We start from the raw sequence: 16,541 nt of genomic DNA, 5'->3' as shown, positions 1-16,541 counted from the left end.
CAGCTCCGCGTTAGTCAAAAGTCATGGCTGCGAGCAAAACCGCCCCTCCAAAACCTGCAAAGGTCACCCCGATGATGGAGCAATACCTGGCGCTCAAGCGCGAGGCAGGTGGATCATTGCTCTTTTACCGAATGGGCGATTTCTTCGAGCTGTTCTTCGAGGATGCAAAGGTTGCGGCCGGCGTTCTCGATATCGCGCTGACCAGCCGCGGCGAACACGGCGGCGATCCAGTGCCGATGTGCGGTGTGCCGGTCCATGCCGCAGAGGGATATCTGGCGCGGCTGATCAAGGCGGGATGCCAGGTTGCAATTGCCGAACAGGTCGAAACACCCGAAGAGGCAAAGGCACGCGCCAAGGCCGAAGGGCGTCCCGTCAGCAAAGCACTGGTAAGACGCGATATCGTGCGCTTTGTCACGGCGGGCACGTTGACCGAAGAAGCGCTGCTTGAACCGCGCCGGGCCAACCTGCTGGTGGCGCTCGCTGAAGTACGCGGCGCAATTGGGATCGCAAGCTGCGACATTTCGACCGGGCAAATGGTGCTAGAGGAATGTGTACCCGAAGCGATCAATGCCTCCCTCGCGCGCCTGCAGTTTAGCGAAGTCGTTATTCCCGAGAATTCAGAACACGTTCCAGAAGGCGCGATTGAACGGGCGCCCTCTGAGTTCGATAGCGAAAACGGCAAGGCCAAGCTGCAGCGCATTCACGGTGTCGCTACGCTTGACGGGTTTGGCGATTTCTCACGCGCAATGCTGGCCGCAGCGAGCGGGCTGATCGAATATCTAGAACATGTCGGCCGCGGATCATTGCCTCTGCTGCTGCCTCCGCAAAAGCGTGATGCAGGGCAAACCATGGCCATGGACGAAGCAACGCGTGCCAGCCTGGAGATTCTGGCCAGTCAATCGGGGCAACGTGACGGTAGTCTGATCGCCGCGATTGATCGCTGTGTGACGGGGGCCGGCGCAAGACTGCTCGCAGATGACCTGTCAGCACCGCTGTTGTCTCGCGATCACATCGAAGCCCGGCTGGCGCTGGTTCATTGGCTTCACAACGATCCACTCAGCCGGGCGGAACTGCGCGAAGCAATGCGCAATCTTCCCGACCTTGGCCGCGCATTGGGGCGAATCGTTGCCGGCCGCGGCAGCCCACGCGATCTTGGGCAGATACGAGACGGGTTAATCGAGGCGAAACGCCTGCAGCAATTCCTCGGCAATCTCCCTGACTACCCCTCCATGCTGTCCGATCTGCTGCCGCACCTTGGCGGGCATGGCGCAATGACCGATCTGTTATCGCGAGCATTGGTCCCTTCGCCGCCCACCGAACGCACCAGCGGCGGGTTTATCGCAGAAGGATATGACGCGGCGCTCGACGAATTGCGTGCAACCTCTGGCAATGCGCGGCGTGCGATTGCCGCCATGGAAGCGCGCTACCGCGACGATACCGGCATCAGCGCTCTTAAGATCAAACACAATGGCGTTCTGGGCTATTTCATAGAAGTGCCAGCCAAACATGCAGATGCGCTGATGGCCCCTGACAGCGGATTCACCCACCGCCAAACCATGGCCGGCGCAGTGCGGTTCAATTCCATTGCCCTGCACGAGGAAGCCAACCGCATCGCTGAAGCAGGCGGACGAGCGCTTGCGGCAGAAGAAGCGCATTTCGAAGAACTTGTCAGTGAAATTGGCGCAGCGCGCGAGGCGATTGCGCGCGCTGCAGCGGCGCTGGCTCGGATCGATGTCAGCGCAGGCCAGGCAGAGCGAGCTGCCGAGGGCGGTTGGTGCAGACCCGCAATCACCCAGCAGGCCGCGCTTGTGATCGAGGGTGGACGCCACCCGGTCGTTGAAGCTGCGCTGGCAAAGGCCGGCGATCGCTTTGTCGCCAACGATTGCGTGTTGTCATCTGACGATCGTCTTTGGCTGATCGGTGGCCCCAACATGGGCGGCAAATCGACCTTTCTGCGGCAGAACGCCTTGATTGTCTTGTTGGCTCAAGCAGGCGGCTTTGTGCCGGCAAGCAAGGCCGAGATCGGCTTGGTCGATCGCTTGTTCAGCCGCGTTGGCGCATCTGACAATCTGGCGCGCGGACGTTCAACCTTCATGGTCGAGATGGTCGAATCCGCAGCAATCTTGAGTCAAGCCACCGAACACAGCTTCGTCATTCTCGACGAGGTGGGGCGCGGTACATCGACGTATGACGGGCTTGCATTGGCATGGGCAGTCGTCGAAGCGGTGCACTCCAACATCGGGTGCCGCTGCCTGTTTGCGACGCACTATCATGAGCTTGCCCGGCTAGCAGAGCGGTGCGAGGCGCTATCGCTGCATCACGTGCGCGCACGCGAATACAAAGGCGATCTCGTTCTGCTTCACGAGCTGGGCAAAGGACCGGCAGACAAGAGTTATGGCTTGGCCGTTGCGCGGCTGGCAGGTGTACCCGATGCTGTTGTTAACCGGGCAAAGCAAGTGCTCGCCCAGCTTGAGAAGAATCGCACCGAATCTGGTGGGTTGGCTGCCGGTTTGGGCGAATTGCCACTGTTTGCGGCGATCGAAGAGAGTGAACCAGGCGCCGAAGAAACGCTCACAGATCGATTGGCAGAAATCGATCTGGACGCGCTAAGCCCGCGTGAGGCACTGGATTTATTGTATGAATTGTCCGCGCAGGCTCGCGCTACCAAAAGTTAACCCTGATTGCGCTACATTCGCGCATTATGTCGAAGAGCATATTTCAAGACCCGAAGAAGGCTGGGCTTTTTGTCGGAGCGACCATGGTCGTCGTGATGCTGCTGGTGGGTTCTGAGGACCATGAAGGCGCACTGGTTCAAGCCGCCGCGACTGTCGAGAGCACCACATCTGCAACACCATCGGATGGCGAATTCCGGCCCAATCCCAGCCCTGAGCGCCCTAGTCAGCAGATCGAACAACAGGCTGAGCCGGTAACGTGGGCCGAGGATGAGGACTTGGTCGATGATACCTCTGGCATTGATCCGACCCCGGAGGAATTTGATCCTTCCGAAGGCGATGTCTACTACGTCGAGGATGACTACTGACAAGTCCGAGCAGGCAAGCTCCAACGAGCTGGCCGAGGAGCGTACCGGTCTGGCTGAAGACCGGACGATCATGGCAACCGAACGAACTTTCGCAGGGTGGATGCGTACAGCATTCGCCGCGATCGGGATTGGCTTGGCGTTCCGCGCCGTGTTCGGCGAATTTGATCCGCCGTGGCTGGCGCGCGCAATTGCCACTTGCTTCATTTTGCTGGGCGCAGCAGTGGCTTTTACGGCGGAGAGACGCGCGCGAAAGACATTGGGTCGCCTGACATCCCACGAAGCGGATGCACCCGATGTACCCAGTTTGCGCTGGATGGGCTGGGGCGTCGGTTCTGGCGCGCTACTGCTTGCTGTCGCCTTGTGGGTGCTTCACGAAGGCCAGTAGAATCCGCTAGCGTGTCGGGACCGGAGCATCGCCTGAATAGTCGTAAAATCCGCGCCCGGTCTTGCGGCCAAGCCATCCTGCTTCAACATATTTCACGAGTAATGGCGCCGGGCGATACTTGGTGTCGCGCGTAGTCTTGTACAGGACGCGAATGATATCGAGACAGGTATCGAGCCCCACGAAGTCTGCAAGCTCCAGTGGTCCCATGGGGTGGTTGAGGCCAAGCCTGCAGCCTTTGTCGATATCGACGATCCCGGCGGTTGACTGACCCAGCACGAATACCGCTTCGTTGATCATCGGCAACAGGATGCGATTGACGACAAAACCAGGCTCATCCTGACTGAGGACGACTTCCTTACCCAGTCCCTTCGCAAACGCTGTGATCTGATCGGTAGTTTCCTGGGCCGTTGCCAGCCCCGGGATAACTTCGATCAGCCCCATAACCGGCACAGGGTTGAAGAAATGCAGCCCGATGAAGCGCGTGGGATCTGGCGAGTAATTCGCCATGCGGGTGATCGGGATCGAACTCGTGTTGCTCGCCATGATCGCAGCAGATGCGAGCATCTTGCCGGCGGCTTCGAAAATCGACTTCTTGATTTCCTCACGCTCGGTCGCGGCTTCGATGATCAGACAGGCATCAGTCATCGGCTGATAATCGGCAATCGGCGTGACACGCGCTAATGTGGCTTCGGCCTGATCGACCTCGATCTTGCCGCGACCAACCAGCTTGCCCAGCGCCTTTTCTATGGCAGCCTTGCCAGCTTCAGCGTGTGCCAAATCAACATCGGACAACAGAACCTGCATGCCATGCTGGGCCACTGTCTGGGCGATGCCAGTGCCCATCTGGCCCGCGCCAATTACGCCAATTGTCTGCATGATGATCGACCCCTTCGCAGTTGCAGCATATGCTGTGCGAGGGCTGTTAGCGGGGGATTGCGCGCTTGGCTAGCGCCGAGATGTCAGCGATTTGCGCCCGGCACCCAGTTTACGTCGCTTGCACCATTGTCATTGAGCAAGCGGGCCAGCACAAAGAGATAATCCGACAGCCGATTTATGTATGCGACAGCCGCCGGGTTGGTGGGTTCTCCAGCTGCCAGCGCCGCCAGCGCGCGTTCAGCGGAGCGAACGGCGGCGCGCGCTACATGGGTGCGTGCTGCAGCTTCACTGCCGCCAGGCAAGACAAAGCTTGTCAGCGGTTCAAGGTTTTCGTTCAGTCCGTCAATCGCATGTTCGAGCCAGTCGACCTGCCCCTGTGTAACACGCAGAACCATTTCCGAAGGTGCGAAGTCTCCGTCTTCTGCCGGGGTTGCCAGATCAGCGCCAAGGTCAAACAGATCGTTCTGAACGCGGTAGAGAGCTGCGGCCAGTTCGCCGCCCGCCACCGCTGCTGCTGCGACACCGATGGCACTATTGGCTTCGTCTACCTTGCCGATCGCTTCGATCCGCGCAGACGCCTTCGCCACACGAGAACCGTCGACCAGCCCGGTGGTGCCATCATCACCCGTGCGGGTGTAAATCTTGTTCAGTTTGACCATGAAAACAGTACCAGCGCGTTACTGGCTGAAGGCCAATATGATCGCGACCACAACGATGGCCAATGCCTGATACTTGATGCGTGCGAACATCGCCTTGTTCTGCATCAGCTGCATTTCAGTGACGGTTTCGCCTTCGCCTGATTCAAGATCAATCTTGGTCGTCTTCAGGAAAGCGATCACGCCGCGAACCAGTGAGAATACAACGAGCCCCATCAGGACAACGAGTATGGGAATGAGAATATAGTTCATGTTACCTACCTAATACTGAGACAGCGAAATGCCAGCCGGAAGGTTCCCGGATCGCAAGCTATCCGCCAGTTTACGTCCATCTTCTCCCGCCTTACGCCGATCCGCCAAGGACGCGCTATCGCGACGCTTGGCCAGCTTCTCGCCACTCTTGTCCAGCAGCAACCTGTGATGATGCCACTTCGGCACCGGCAGATCCAACAGCTCTTGCAAGACGCGATGGATATGAGTCGCGCTGAATAGGTCGGAACCGCGTGTTACCAGCGTCACACCGTCCGCTGCATCATCCAGAGTTGCCGCAAGATGATAGCTTGCCGGCTCTTCCTTGCGCACCAGAACAATGTCCCCGAAAGGCCGCGGATCAGCCAATGCCGTGCCAGCGATTTCGTCTTCCCAGACGATCTCTCCGACGGACGCCATCGTCTTCTCAACGTCCAGCCTCAACGCCGCGGGCTTGCTTTCATCCACGCTCTTGCCCTTGCAAGTGCCGGGATAGACCAAGCCCTCTGGTCCAGTGCGCGGCTCCGAGGCGGCAATTTCTGAGCGGGTGCATGTGCACGGATAGAGCAGGCCCGCATCCAGCAATTGCCTGGCGGCGGCGGTATAGCCTTCCAGTCGCGTCGATTGCGCTGGCACCTCTTCCCATTCCAACCCAAGCCATTCCAGGTCACAGCGGAACTCGTCCGCCAGTTCAGGATGGCTGCGCGCGCCATCAATGTCCTCTATTCGCAGTAGGAACCGCCCGCCTCTCTCCTGCGCCAGATCATGCGCGATGATTGCGGAATACGCATGGCCCAAATGCAGCATGCCATTGGGGCTTGGAGCGAATCTGGTGACGACCATTATTGACTCAAATTCCCTGCCTGACCGCGCATGCGTCAAATCATGCTTGTGGAAAGCGCATTTGTCACGGGGTTGACGCTTTTGTCAGCAAATGATTCTCTGCAATCAATCAGGGAGGCACGCAAACCGTGTTCAATTCCGAACTGATCGAGACTGCCGCACGCTTCCGGAGCACGGAAGAGGATCCGACACGAAATCTGTCGGCATGTCCTGCACTTGTGCTGAATGCGGACTATACACCCCTATCCTATTATCCCTTGAGCCTGTGGCCCTGGCAAACCGCGATCAAGGCGGTCTTTCTGGACCGGGTGGATATTGTTGCGAGCTATGAGCGCGAAGTGCACTCGCCCTCGCTGGATATGAAAATCCCCAGCGTGATCGCATTGCGGCAATATGTCCGGCAGAACGAATTTCCGGCCTTCACCCGCTTCAACGTGTTCCTGCGTGACAGTTTTGAATGCCAGTACTGCGGCAGCAGTGACAATCTGACCTTCGACCACGTGATTCCGCGCCGCTTGGGCGGCAAGACCACGTGGGAAAATATTAGCAGCGCGTGTGCGCCGTGCAATTTGAAAAAAGGTGGGCGCACGCCGCAGCAGGCGCATATGCATCTGCGCGAGCGGCCAATCCGCCCGACGAGCTGGCAATTGCAGCAACGTGGCAGGCTGTTCCCGCCCAACCACTTGCACGAAACCTGGCGCGATTATCTCTATTGGGACATCGAGCTGGAAGAGTAAGCAGGGCCCGATATCGATCGGAAGTCATGATCGATCGGTCAATCGGTTTGGTGCTGCGTTGGCTGGGCGCTTGTTGAGGATAGGGGGCTGAATGTCAGCTCGTATTGTTCAGGTCTATCTACCCGAAGATCAGGTCAAGACGCTCGAAGAGATCTTGCCCCGGCATTCTCGGCGTTTCTGGCGTGAAACCATCCCTGGAGAACAGGAAAAATACACCTGCATTGTACAACAGCGGTACACTGAACGGCTCCTCAATGAACTTGACGACGCGTTCTGTGAAATCCCGAGCTTTACCGCGCATGTAGGGCAACTTGAAGCGGTGCTGCCCGCGGTGGAGGAAACACCGGCTACAGAACTCAACCTTCCAGCCTATCTGCCGCCACCGACCAGGCTGGAACGGTTCTTCAGCCGTGATCGCCTGAGCACTGACGAACTGTACGACGACATTGAAGAGAGTTTGCATCTGCGTCCTTCCTTCATCCTGACTGTCGTCTTGTCAGCCATAATTGCCGGATTGGGGATGCGCAGCGGTCAGACCGCAGTGGTCATCGGCGCGATGATAATCGCACCATTGCTCGGCCCGACAATGGGAATTGCTCTGGCGGCCACGGTGGGGAACTGGCAGCTGGGCAGACAGGCAATGACAACGTTGGCGGTCGGATGCGCATTGGCTGTGCTCGCCGGGTTTGGGCTGGGCGCAATAATTGATATCGATCCGACGGTCCCAGAGCTGCAGAACCGCACTCTGGTTCAACCCGCTGATGTAGCGCTCGCGTTGGCATGCGGCGCGGCAGGTGTGCTCGCGTTCAGCCGCGGGGCATCGCTCGCACTGGTCGGGGTGATGATTGCAGTCGCCCTTGTTCCACCACTAACCGCAGCAGGGATATATTTTGGAGCAAGTTTGCCGGTAGCCGGTGCCAGCGCTCTGTTTCTGTTTGCGATCAATCTGGTGTGCGTGAATGTGTCCGGGATAACGATGTTCCTGTTTCAGGGCCTGCCGCCCAAGAACTGGAGGATGACGACCGGTATCGTGCTGATCTGGCTGCTGCTCTTGGTCATCTTGATGTCCCTGATGGCGGGCCGGGTGATCCTGGGCTTCGGGTCATTGGAAACCTTGATGGATCACTTGATTGTCAGGGTTTAGGACAATCGTACTGGAACGTGAGACTAAATGTCTCCTAACGACCCAATTGCGGACATTAGACAGTGAGATTGCTAGGCTCAGTTACCATTTGCACGGAGTTCGGGGCCCGCCCCTTCTGATCGCAGAACGACGCACAAATTGCATTCTTTCCCAATGTGGCGCATAGTTCGTCTTGCTACCAGTCGTCATCGACGGTCTTGGATCATTTTAAGTCGATCCTACTCCTTCCATTTCGCCTTTTAGTCGTACAGCCGCTCTTGGCTGGTGCTGCCTGCTGGCGGAAAGGAATCGATGAAGAGGAACTATGGTAAGGTAAGGACTTTCAACCGCCGCTCAGGCACCGGTTTTATCAGTCCATCCGGGGGTGGAGAACTGCTTCCCTTTCGCCAAATCGATGTTCTGCGAGATTCAGACCAAGCAATCTTCGAGCGCCAGCGTTTGAGCTATGAAGTCGAGATTGATGATTGCGGCGAAAAACAAGCAATCAGGTTGGAGCTTCAACGATAGTTGTCACTAGGCCATTGAACACAGGGCCTTCGCATGGCCCACAATGATGGAGGGATCACACAGATGGATCTCAATGAACTATATTTTCATCACCAGCTGGCAATAATGAACAGCAATACTGCAAGGTCGGTCGATGATCGGAACACCTATTTCGACCTAGTTGAATACTATGCCAAGCGCATACGTAAATCGCGGGACGAAGCAGGGATACCGCGCGTAAGCTGGAACGAAGGCTTATCAAACAGGAGCTGAGCGGTTTCGATCGGCTCATCTGCTGCAATGTCTCCTTCAATCTCTTCTCAACCTAAGGTTGGGGGGGCTACTTGATTAAGGCGTAACTTCGGTATCTCTTGCCGGCACCTCTTGTAATATTTTTGCACGACGCTATATAAAAATTGCCTATCGTCGTTTGCGACGGAGTTTGATTGCCACATTCACCGCATGAGCGCGGTAGCGGCACCACTTCCATTTCATCCTACTTGGCTCCGCAGCGGAATTCGTCTGTGCGGATGGTTTTTGGTACGTAAGGATGGATTGATTGGCGAAAGAAGAGCTCATCAAGATGGAAGGCTCGATCAACGAGATCCTGCCCGATGGCTGCTTAGGCGTCACCCTCGACAATGAGCATCGCATCATCTGCTACACTGCTGGCAGGATGCGTCGCTATCGCATCGGAACGGTCGTTGGAGACCGCGTACACGTCGAAATGACGCCATATGATCTGAGCAAAGGCCGGATCGTTTTCCGCGAACGCACACTGGGGCAAACGCCCGCTTGTACTCGCAAACGCGGATACAGGCGCTAAGACTTGCAAGAAGGCGGCAGGACGAACCTGCCGGAGATAAAATAGTGAATACAATGAACCTGCGCGAATTCGCGCGCCCTAAACTTACCCTGCGCTATGACGCAGTCCATGCACAACGGACGGATCCGGAACGAGCGAGTCCCGATCTGATACCGACTGCCGAGTTGCGGCGTCTTGTCGCAGAGATGATCGACTGAGCGACAAGCATTTATCGCGGTCGTGCATCTGCATTCTCGCTACAGTAGGAGAACCGACATGGACCTGAACCGTCAATATGCCCAACATCAGCGCGCCCTTATGAAGGCCGACTGCGCTGCAAGCGATGATGATCGCTTAGCCAAGCTTGCGACAGCCTCTTGCATCGCTGGACGTATAAGTGACTTCCAGCACGGGCTGGGCGCCGCCGCAGCCTGTGCTTGGAGCAAGGCTCAAGTCGCAATCCCTCGCAAACCAACACGCTTTTGACATAGGTCGCTTTCCACCCACAATCGGATTTTAAGGTCACTTGCGCTGTTTGCTCAATTCCAACGCGCTGCCCCCCTTCTATCCAGAGCTTTTCCACCTCACCCAAGATCGATAGTGCGATCGAGTTTTAGCGCTGAACGGAATGCCGCGTCATGCGACACGCAGACGATGGCACCGTCATATTCGCACAGCGCCTGCTCCAGCATCTCGATTGCATAGACATCCAGATGGTTGGTGGGCTCATCCAGCAGCAGCAATTGCGGCGGTGTCGGCCCGGTGAAAAGACAGGCCAGCGCCAACCTGACCCGCTCTCCGCCAGACAGGCTGGCCACCACGCGCGCGCACCAATCCGCTCTGAACCCGTATTGCGCGAGCGCCGCGTGCGCTTCGTGCTTGGTCAAAGCAGGATTGTGGCGCTGCATCGCGGTCAAGGCATCTTCATCCGGCGCAAGCAGGGACAGGTGCTGGTCCAACACGGCGGTCCGATCCGGTTCGTTCCGAATTGTACCAGTGTCTGGAGAAAGCCCGCCGGAGATCACCTTCAGGAGAGTGCTTTTGCCGCTGCCGTTTGCACCGGTCAGCGCGATCCGCTCCGGCCCGGTGATGTTTATGTCAAGCGGACCGAAAATGGTGCGCTGGTAAAAGGAACAGCTGATCTGTGATGCAGCCAATAGCCTTTGTCCGCGCTGTAGACCTGACGCGGGGAGCTTAATCCGAACCGGCACGATCCGTTCGACGCGGGCCGAAGCCTCCTCGATTGCTGCCTTCGCCTGCGAGACCTGTTCTTGTCCGATCGCCGCAGTGCGTGCAGAGGTTTTTTCCGCGCGGCTTTTCTGGGCGTTTATTTCCAGCCTGGAAGCATCACGGCGTGCCGATGACAGCTTGCCTTGCTTGCTGCGCCGGGCATGCCGTTCAGATCGGGCCTGCTGAACTGCGCGGGCTTGCCTGGCATTCTGCTCCGCTTCTTCAAGCGCGTTGATCGCTTGCGCTCTGATCGTGTCGCGCTGCGCCTTGAACGCGCTCCAGCCGCCGCCAACGCTCAGCACGCCAGCGGGCGAAAGCTCGATGATCCGGTCCGTGTCTTCAAGCAAGGTGCGATCATGGCTCGCCACCAACGCCGGACCTTTCCAGTCGCGCAGCAAGTCTGCAACGATTGCGCGTCCTGCGTCATCCAGGTCATTGGTTGGCTCATCAAGCAGCAGAATATCGGGCTCTGTCAGCAACAGCGCCGCGATCCTCAACCGGCATTGTTCGCCCCCGCTTAGTTCGGCCGCTTCACGCTCAAGATTCAGATCAGGCAATCCCATCTTCGCCAAGGTAGCCTCCAGCCTTGCCGGAAGAGTCCAATCGGCGTCATCCAGATCTGTCGGCAGTGGCTCACCTGCCTCGATCCGCGCCAGCAGGCGCAAATGCTCGCGCACTCGCAACGTCTCTGCAACAGATATGCCCGGATCAAAGGCACCCTGGCGCATGAAGCCAACCTTGCCATCGACAGTGACCGTTCCCTGCACAGCCGAACGTTCGCCGGAAATCACCGACAGCAGACTGCTCTTGCCCGAACCATTGCGACCGAACAGGCCTACAACCTCATGCGAAATTGATTCAGAGAACGGGGGAAACAGAGAGTTTTGGTTATTGGCGCCTACGGAAACGCCATCAAAGTGGATATGAGACATGAGAGCACCCAAGCAAAAGTTGCCTTGCAGACGAACGATTGGCTTAGTTGTTCACTTCATACCACTCCTGTTGAGACAAGGCGCCTAGCTTGGCATGCTGCCAAGATCAAGGGGGGCTATGTTCAGGTTACCGCTGCCCTCTGATTGAATTCGTCACGTTGCCATTCGGCACTTTCCAGAACTTCGGTCAGATGCCGCGCGGCTTCCGCCATATCCTCGAAACGCAGATAGGCGGGCGCAAAGCCCAGCCTGAGGATATCCGGATCACGAAAATCGCCGATCACACCGCGCGCGATCAGCGCCTGACATATCGCATAGGCATTCTCATGACGAAAGCTGAGCTGGTTACCGCGCTCAGGACTCTTGGCCGGGCTGACGAGTTCAAGGTCAATGCCACCCGCAGACAGACACTCGAGAAAGAATTCCGATAGCGCCTGAGATTTCGCATAAAGCCGATCAACGCCGATCTCTGCAATCAGATCAACGCCTACTTCCAATGCCGACATCGAAACGATCTGAGGTGTCCCGCAAAGCAGTCGGTCCACTCCCGGTGCAGGAGTGTATTCATCTTGAAATGCAAAAGGCTGTGCGTGCCCCATCCAGCCTGACAATGGCTGGGACAGCGCTTTGTGATGGCGCTCCGCAACATAGGCATATGCCGGCGCGCCCGGCCCGCCGCATAGATATTTGTAGCCGCAACCGACTGCGAAATCCGCGCCCACTTCATTCAAGTTGACCGGCATCGCACCGCCAGTATGCGACAAGTCCCACAGGACCAGGGCGCCCACATCATGAGCTGCCTTGGTCAGCGTCTGCATGTCATGCATCGCGCCGCTCTTGTAATGCACATGCGTCAGCAGAAGCAGTGCAACATCGTTATCCAAAGCTTCGGCGACGTTACATCGGTCTATCAGCTTTTGCTCTGCCAAACCTTGCTCTTGCAAACCTTGAATCATGTAGAGGTCGGTTGGGAAGTTGCCCGGCTCGGACAGAATTGCCTTGCGTTCGGGACGCATTTTCAAGGCAGCGCTGATTAGCTTGAACAGATTGACCGAAACGCTGTCCGCCACGATCACTTCGCTCGGATCTGCGCCAATCAGCGGCGCGATCTTCCTGCCAATGCGCTGTGGCAAATTGATCCAGTCGGCGTCATTCCAGCTACGGATCAATCCATCGCCCCATTCACCGGTTACGACCTGATTCACCCGCTCAGCGGTTTCCTTCGGGAGCGCACCAAGCGAGTTGCCATCAAGGTAGACCACGTCCTGTGGCAAGACGAAACGATCACGAAAGTGACCAAGCGGGTCCGTCGAGTCGAGTCCGCGTGCGCGTTCAAGCATCGCTCAGTTCCCGCAACACGGCCCGAACCGGCGATGCATCTCCGTTCACGATTGGCAGTGGAAGAGCGATCAGTTCATACCGGCCTTCGGGCACATCATCTAGGACAAGCCCTTCCAAGATCCGCATGTCCGCTTTCAAGACAGCTTTATGCGCATCCATAGTCTTGGAATTTTGCGGATCGATTGACGGGCTGTCGATCCCGACCAGTTTCACTCCAGATTCCGCAAGTCGGACGATAGTCTCCGCGGCAATCGCTTTGAATTCTTCGGTCCACGCATCATGGGGGAAGTGTTCATAGGTTCGAAATAGCACACGAGTTGCGCCACAAAGATCGGGCAGTTCGTCAGGCTGAATTGCCTGCTGACTGTCCCGCAGATCGATGACCATGCATTGCCCGAGATAGGCGTTGAGATCGACCGAAGCGATGTCGGGCGCACTGGCATCGTAATGCAGTGGCGCGTCGGCATGCGCCCCTGTGTGGGTCGACATCGTGAGCGTGGAGACATTGACCGGCGAACCATCCCCGATTTGCCAAGTTCCAACCTGTTCGAACGCGGTGTCGCCCGGCCAGACAGGCACGCCCGCGTGCAGTTTCTGCGAAATATCCCACAGGCGCTGTTTGTGCTTGGGCGCCATCAGATCGCTGTCCTGACACTAAGCAGTTCAGGAAAGAACGCCTGCTTCAATACGCCGGCAAGATAAGGAACGCCGGGTGTCCCACCAGTTCCACGCTTGAAGCCTATGATGCGCTCTACTGTCTTCAAATGGCCGAACCGCCAGCGCTGGAAATGGTATTCCAGATCGACCAGCTTTTCCGCCAACTCATAAAGGTCCCAGTGCTTTTGCGGATCGCGGTAGATCTGCGCCCAAGCGGCTTCGACGCTCGCATTGTGTTCATACGGCGCGGCTAGGTCGCGCTCCAACGCTTTTGCGTCAATCGTAAATCCGCGACGCGCGAGCAGTTTGACTGCATCATCATAGATGCTCGAACGCTGCATTTCGGCGCTCAGTCGCTGAGACCAATCAGCAGTCTTTTCATGCAAAGCGATGTGCTTGGCATCGCGGCCACCCAACATGAATTCCATCATGCGGTATTGTGGCGACTGAAACCCGCTTGATGTGCCCAGATGCGGGCGAATGGTCGAATAGTCATGCGGGGTCATGGTGCTCAGCACATCCCAGCTCTGGATCAGCTGCCCTTGTGCCCGAGCGACACGGGCAAGCATCTTGAATGCCGGACGCAAGTTGTCCGTTGCGATATGTTCACGCGCTGCGGTCAACTCATGCAGGCACAATTTGAGCCAGAGCTCGCTTGCCTGATGGACGATGATGAACAGCATTTCGTCATGCGCACGTGAAGCAGGATGCTGCGCGCCAAGAATGCGCTCCAGATCAAGGTAGCTTGTATAGGTGACATCCGAATTTGCCATGAGCGCAGCCCTAGCGCGCAATGGTCACAATGGAAACTATCCCTCGATGATCCGTGTCTCGGGATGATGCTTATCCAGATGCTTCTTGATGATCCGCAAGTTCCGCGTGTTGGAACGGAACAACACGTCGGCTGCATCGCCTACAACGGGGACCGCACCAACAGCAGTATCCAAGGCGATATTCCCTGCCATCCGCCAAAGCTTCCACTTGGGCAAGCCCAGGTTTCGCGCTTCCCAGACCAAGTAGGCACCCAAGGCTGTCGTCACGATATCGCCCAGAACCGGAACTAGCCCAATGATCGCATCCAAGCCAATCGGTATATTCGTGCCGGGCACCTTGAAACTGCGCTCCAGCAACATCTCCATCGCTTCCACCCGTTGGTGGATCGATTGAGCATCCGTGCCCGTAGGCAGAGAAATCCCCACCACTTGCGGCTGATCTGGATTGGGCATACGCGCCTCCTTCAAAGCCTATGTGGGAGGTTGCGAGAGCGGGAACAAGGGGTGCAGCCCCCAGCGGTTCTCTTCAAAGCCGGTTATGTCTCCGCGAACAAGCGACCAACGCACAGGTGCACCCAACGGAATAAATATCTCAGATTCGATCAGTTGGTTGTGCGCCGTCGCCAAGAACTGGGCCTTCAACTGAGCATCGCTTTCGACAATGGATTGTTCGACCAGATCGTCGGCTTCCTCAGAGCACAGGCCAAGCTCCAACCGGCAGTGGAACTGGTTGAGAAACCAACGGGGCGAATAGAATCGTGCCAGCCGATCATGCAGTTCAAGCTCGGCACCCTCGCGTAAACCAGCGCGTACTGCAGTGATCCCGACTTGAGTGAAATTTCCGGCCAGCTGCGTGAAAAGAGTATCACTCCCCGGCCCGTCGGGTAGGCCGATCCGGAGCACCAGCTCTTCCCCTTCAGCCCGCTCCCATGCGGCCACGCGCTGGCTTGCGATGTCACGGCGCTGCTCAAGCGACAGGTTTGGCCATCTTTCCCCTTGCGCTGCTGCGCCGGTCGCCAGCTCCCGCGGAACAATCCAGCTGGTGGACTGCCAGCCGCCCACATTGAACGGTTGGAGCAGATTGCTGCGATCGACCGCAAGGCTCAAGGCCTGGCGGTTAAGAGGCTCAGCAAGAAAACCGTCATCACTTGTTACCACCAGTCCGAACACGCCCAGCGCCGCGTCCAGCCGGATCGTGCCCCGCGTCAGAGGACCTGTATCGGCAAGGGGTAAGTTTGAAAGCCGGCCATTCAAAACCAGATCGACTTCCCCGGCAGCGAAAGCATCGACCGCGCTGTTTGCAGGCATCGCCGAAACGGCAACCTGGCGGGCTCTTGATTGCCATTGCTCGCGGGCAGGAAAACCGCGTGCTTCCGGTGGTAGCGGTGTTAGCAGTAATGGTTGCCCATCAGATTCGTCCGACCGCACCATGGGGCCGGCTCCCGAACCGTCCAGAAAGATGCCCATCTCGGGTTGAGCAAGAAGTCGCAAGAAGTCCGGCATCGGGCTGGTCAGCGTAATCTCTATTACGCGACCTGTCATGTCGCGTATCTCGTCCACCTTGGAGAGGTCGAGACCTAGTGAAGTTCCCCTCAAATCACGCAAATTCCTGCGGAGTGCGGTGCGGATATCGTCCGCAGTCATGGCCACTCCGTCAGGCCAGTCAGAATTGCGCAGTCGGAAGATATAACTCAGTCCGTCATCTGTGACGATCCAGCGCTCCGCCAAAGCAGGGACGACATTGCCAGCCTCATCAATTGCAACAAGGCCCTCTGCAGTGGCAGCGCGATAATGCTGGCCCGCCGGGGATAGTCGCATACCATTGGAAACAAGCCCATCTGGATCGCCGATGATCGCCACATTGACCGGCCCATCAGGGGCCGCTGGGCCGCACGAAGCCACGACAAAGGCCGCAAGTGAGAAGAGAGCAATCCGCATCACGCGGTTGAGCTAGCAGGTCATGGGGAAGAGGTCAGGAAAAAACTGACGCAGCGGGGAATATCGCGATGCCTTGCGGATCTAAGCAAATGAAGGATCGACGGAGCGATCAAATGCAACGCCGAAGCGAGGTTTCTGAACCCACACCACAGTGCCAGCAACTTCACCTTGATCAGGCAGGCTTACAGTCAACCTTGTCCCGCTGCTCAGTGGAACAGGGCCTTCGCCCATCATGCCTTGAGTCGATAGATTGCGGACGGTGACGGGGTAGGACAGCGTGTCGCGCTCTACGCGCATTTGGGCGCGGTGAATCACCTCGACCCTGTCTTCGGCTCTGCGCTGAACTGTTTCCGCCATGTATCACCCGTTGCTTCGAGTCGTCCCTTGCGCGGCGACTTCGATCAAAAAATAGGAATATACAGCTAACGAAAAGTTAAAATGCACCTAGA

General features: G+C 57.4%; 18 protein-coding genes. 7 read left to right on the top strand and 11 right to left on the bottom strand.

Translation table 11 applies throughout. The annotated features are described in order from the left end of the window. Positions 1–23: 23 nt before the first annotated feature. Genes mutS through A6F69_RS03425 form a run of 3 tightly spaced genes read left to right on the top strand, consistent with a single transcriptional unit; the run spans position 24 to position 3,425 of the window. On the top strand, positions 24–2,675 hold the full coding sequence (gene mutS, locus A6F69_RS03435) for a DNA mismatch repair protein MutS (protein WP_483756980.1): 2,652 nt from the start codon (positions 24–26) through the stop codon (positions 2,673–2,675). Between the two features lie 26 nt (positions 2,676–2,701). Next, entirely contained in the window at positions 2,702–3,040 is a 339-nt protein-coding gene (locus A6F69_RS03430) for a hypothetical protein (protein ID WP_067597382.1), read from the top strand. Further along, positions 3,030–3,425 (top strand): YidH family protein, encoded by a 396-nt coding sequence (locus A6F69_RS03425; protein ID WP_067597379.1) that lies wholly within the window; start codon positions 3,030–3,032, stop codon positions 3,423–3,425. The genes A6F69_RS03430 and A6F69_RS03425 overlap by 11 nt, the downstream gene beginning before the upstream one ends. A 6-nt stretch (positions 3,426–3,431) precedes the next feature. Here A6F69_RS03425 and A6F69_RS03420 read toward each other — a convergent pair whose 3' ends face one another. From A6F69_RS03420 to gluQRS, 4 genes are all read right to left on the bottom strand, one after another. Then, the gene (locus tag A6F69_RS03420) at positions 3,432–4,301 is read right to left on the bottom strand and encodes a 3-hydroxyacyl-CoA dehydrogenase NAD-binding domain-containing protein (RefSeq protein WP_067597376.1); all 870 of its coding nucleotides are present in this window, start codon (positions 4,299–4,301) and stop codon (positions 3,432–3,434) included. Positions 4,302–4,384: 83 nt separating this feature from the next. After that, complete coding sequence (locus tag A6F69_RS03415) at positions 4,385–4,960, bottom strand: cob(I)yrinic acid a,c-diamide adenosyltransferase (RefSeq protein ID WP_067597373.1); 576 nt, start codon at positions 4,958–4,960, stop codon at positions 4,385–4,387. An 18-nt stretch (positions 4,961–4,978) separates the two neighbouring features. Beyond that, positions 4,979–5,209: an HIG1 domain-containing protein gene (locus tag A6F69_RS03410; protein ID WP_067597370.1), complete on the bottom strand. Its 231-nt coding sequence runs from the start codon at positions 5,207–5,209 to the stop codon at positions 4,979–4,981. A gap of 9 nt (positions 5,210–5,218) precedes the next feature. After that, positions 5,219–6,049 carry a tRNA glutamyl-Q(34) synthetase GluQRS gene (gene gluQRS / locus A6F69_RS03405; protein ID WP_067597367.1) on the bottom strand — a complete coding sequence of 277 codons (831 nt, stop codon included), beginning with the start codon at positions 6,047–6,049 and terminating at the stop codon, positions 5,219–5,221. A gap of 143 nt (positions 6,050–6,192) precedes the next feature. On the opposite strand from gluQRS, the gene A6F69_RS03400 reads away from it, so the two are divergent. From A6F69_RS03400 to A6F69_RS13040, 4 genes are all read left to right on the top strand, one after another. Next, positions 6,193–6,786 carry an HNH endonuclease gene (locus A6F69_RS03400; protein WP_425388075.1) on the top strand — a complete coding sequence of 198 codons (594 nt, stop codon included), beginning with the start codon at positions 6,193–6,195 and terminating at the stop codon, positions 6,784–6,786. A gap of 91 nt (positions 6,787–6,877) precedes the next feature. Further along, entirely contained in the window at positions 6,878–7,930 is a 1,053-nt protein-coding gene (locus tag A6F69_RS03395; protein WP_067597365.1) for a TIGR00341 family protein, read from the top strand. Between the two features lie 1,045 nt (positions 7,931–8,975). After that, on the top strand, positions 8,976–9,242 hold the full coding sequence (infA, locus tag A6F69_RS03380; protein WP_067597355.1) for a translation initiation factor IF-1: 267 nt from the start codon (positions 8,976–8,978) through the stop codon (positions 9,240–9,242). Positions 9,243–9,286: 44 nt separating this feature from the next. Continuing rightward, the gene (locus A6F69_RS13040; RefSeq protein WP_157092817.1) at positions 9,287–9,439 is read left to right on the top strand and encodes a hypothetical protein; all 153 of its coding nucleotides are present in this window, start codon (positions 9,287–9,289) and stop codon (positions 9,437–9,439) included. 366 nt (positions 9,440–9,805) lie between these two features. On the opposite strand, the gene A6F69_RS03370 is transcribed toward A6F69_RS13040, so the two are convergent. From A6F69_RS03370 to A6F69_RS03340, 7 genes are all read right to left on the bottom strand, one after another. After that, complete coding sequence (locus A6F69_RS03370) at positions 9,806–11,383, bottom strand: ABC-F family ATP-binding cassette domain-containing protein (RefSeq protein WP_067597349.1); 1,578 nt, start codon at positions 11,381–11,383, stop codon at positions 9,806–9,808. Positions 11,384–11,505: 122 nt separating this feature from the next. Next, complete coding sequence (gene kynU, locus A6F69_RS03365) at positions 11,506–12,723, bottom strand: kynureninase (protein WP_067597346.1); 1,218 nt, start codon at positions 12,721–12,723, stop codon at positions 11,506–11,508. After that, positions 12,716–13,360, bottom strand: a complete 645-nt coding sequence (kynB, locus tag A6F69_RS03360) for an arylformamidase (protein ID WP_067597342.1) — start codon at positions 13,358–13,360, stop codon at positions 12,716–12,718. Before kynB ends, kynU begins: the two co-directional genes overlap by 8 nt. Then, complete coding sequence (locus tag A6F69_RS03355; protein WP_067597341.1) at positions 13,360–14,154, bottom strand: tryptophan 2,3-dioxygenase; 795 nt, start codon at positions 14,152–14,154, stop codon at positions 13,360–13,362. Before A6F69_RS03355 ends, kynB begins: the two co-directional genes overlap by 1 nt. Before the next feature lie 36 nt (positions 14,155–14,190). Then, positions 14,191–14,607, bottom strand: a complete 417-nt coding sequence (locus tag A6F69_RS03350) for a DUF4112 domain-containing protein (RefSeq protein ID WP_067597338.1) — start codon at positions 14,605–14,607, stop codon at positions 14,191–14,193. An 18-nt stretch (positions 14,608–14,625) separates the two neighbouring features. After that, positions 14,626–16,092 carry an ABC transporter substrate-binding protein gene (locus A6F69_RS03345; RefSeq protein WP_067602365.1) on the bottom strand — a complete coding sequence of 489 codons (1,467 nt, stop codon included), beginning with the start codon at positions 16,090–16,092 and terminating at the stop codon, positions 14,626–14,628. An 81-nt stretch (positions 16,093–16,173) separates the two neighbouring features. Then, positions 16,174–16,449, bottom strand: a complete 276-nt coding sequence (locus tag A6F69_RS03340) for a PilZ domain-containing protein (RefSeq protein ID WP_067597335.1) — start codon at positions 16,447–16,449, stop codon at positions 16,174–16,176. Positions 16,450–16,541 lie beyond the last annotated feature (92 nt).

It is taken from the genome of Altererythrobacter ishigakiensis (assembly GCF_001663155.1).
Lineage (GTDB): Bacteria > Pseudomonadota > Alphaproteobacteria > Sphingomonadales > Sphingomonadaceae > Erythrobacter > Erythrobacter ishigakiensis.
Note: the sequence above shows the minus strand (reverse complement) of the source record. Positions and strands in the feature narration are given on the sequence as shown.

Bases quoted from the DNA above. Each gene is read 5' to 3' on its own strand.
- mutS (WP_483756980.1), top strand. From the start codon at position 24: ATGGCTGCGAGCAAAACCGCCCCTCCAAAACCTGCAAAGGTCACCCCG.
- A6F69_RS03430 (WP_067597382.1), top strand. From the start codon at position 2,702: ATGTCGAAGAGCATATTTCAAGACCCGAAGAAGGCTGGGCTTTTTGTC.
- A6F69_RS03425 (WP_067597379.1), top strand. From the start codon at position 3,030: ATGACTACTGACAAGTCCGAGCAGGCAAGCTCCAACGAGCTGGCCGAG.
- A6F69_RS03420 (WP_067597376.1), bottom strand. From the start codon at position 4,301: ATGCAGACAATTGGCGTAATTGGCGCGGGCCAGATGGGCACTGGCATC.
- A6F69_RS03415 (WP_067597373.1), bottom strand. From the start codon at position 4,960: ATGGTCAAACTGAACAAGATTTACACCCGCACGGGTGATGATGGCACC.
- A6F69_RS03410 (WP_067597370.1), bottom strand. From the start codon at position 5,209: ATGAACTATATTCTCATTCCCATACTCGTTGTCCTGATGGGGCTCGTT.
- gluQRS (WP_067597367.1), bottom strand. From the start codon at position 6,049: ATGGTCGTCACCAGATTCGCTCCAAGCCCCAATGGCATGCTGCATTTG.
- A6F69_RS03395 (WP_067597365.1), top strand. From the start codon at position 6,878: ATGTCAGCTCGTATTGTTCAGGTCTATCTACCCGAAGATCAGGTCAAG.
- A6F69_RS03370 (WP_067597349.1), bottom strand. From the start codon at position 11,383: ATGTCTCATATCCACTTTGATGGCGTTTCCGTAGGCGCCAATAACCAA.
- kynU (WP_067597346.1), bottom strand. From the start codon at position 12,723: ATGCTTGAACGCGCACGCGGACTCGACTCGACGGACCCGCTTGGTCAC.
- kynB (WP_067597342.1), bottom strand. From the start codon at position 13,360: ATGGCGCCCAAGCACAAACAGCGCCTGTGGGATATTTCGCAGAAACTG.
- A6F69_RS03355 (WP_067597341.1), bottom strand. From the start codon at position 14,154: ATGGCAAATTCGGATGTCACCTATACAAGCTACCTTGATCTGGAGCGC.
- A6F69_RS03350 (WP_067597338.1), bottom strand. From the start codon at position 14,607: ATGCCCAATCCAGATCAGCCGCAAGTGGTGGGGATTTCTCTGCCTACG.
- A6F69_RS03345 (WP_067602365.1), bottom strand. From the start codon at position 16,092: ATGCGGATTGCTCTCTTCTCACTTGCGGCCTTTGTCGTGGCTTCGTGC.
- A6F69_RS03340 (WP_067597335.1), bottom strand. From the start codon at position 16,449: ATGGCGGAAACAGTTCAGCGCAGAGCCGAAGACAGGGTCGAGGTGATT.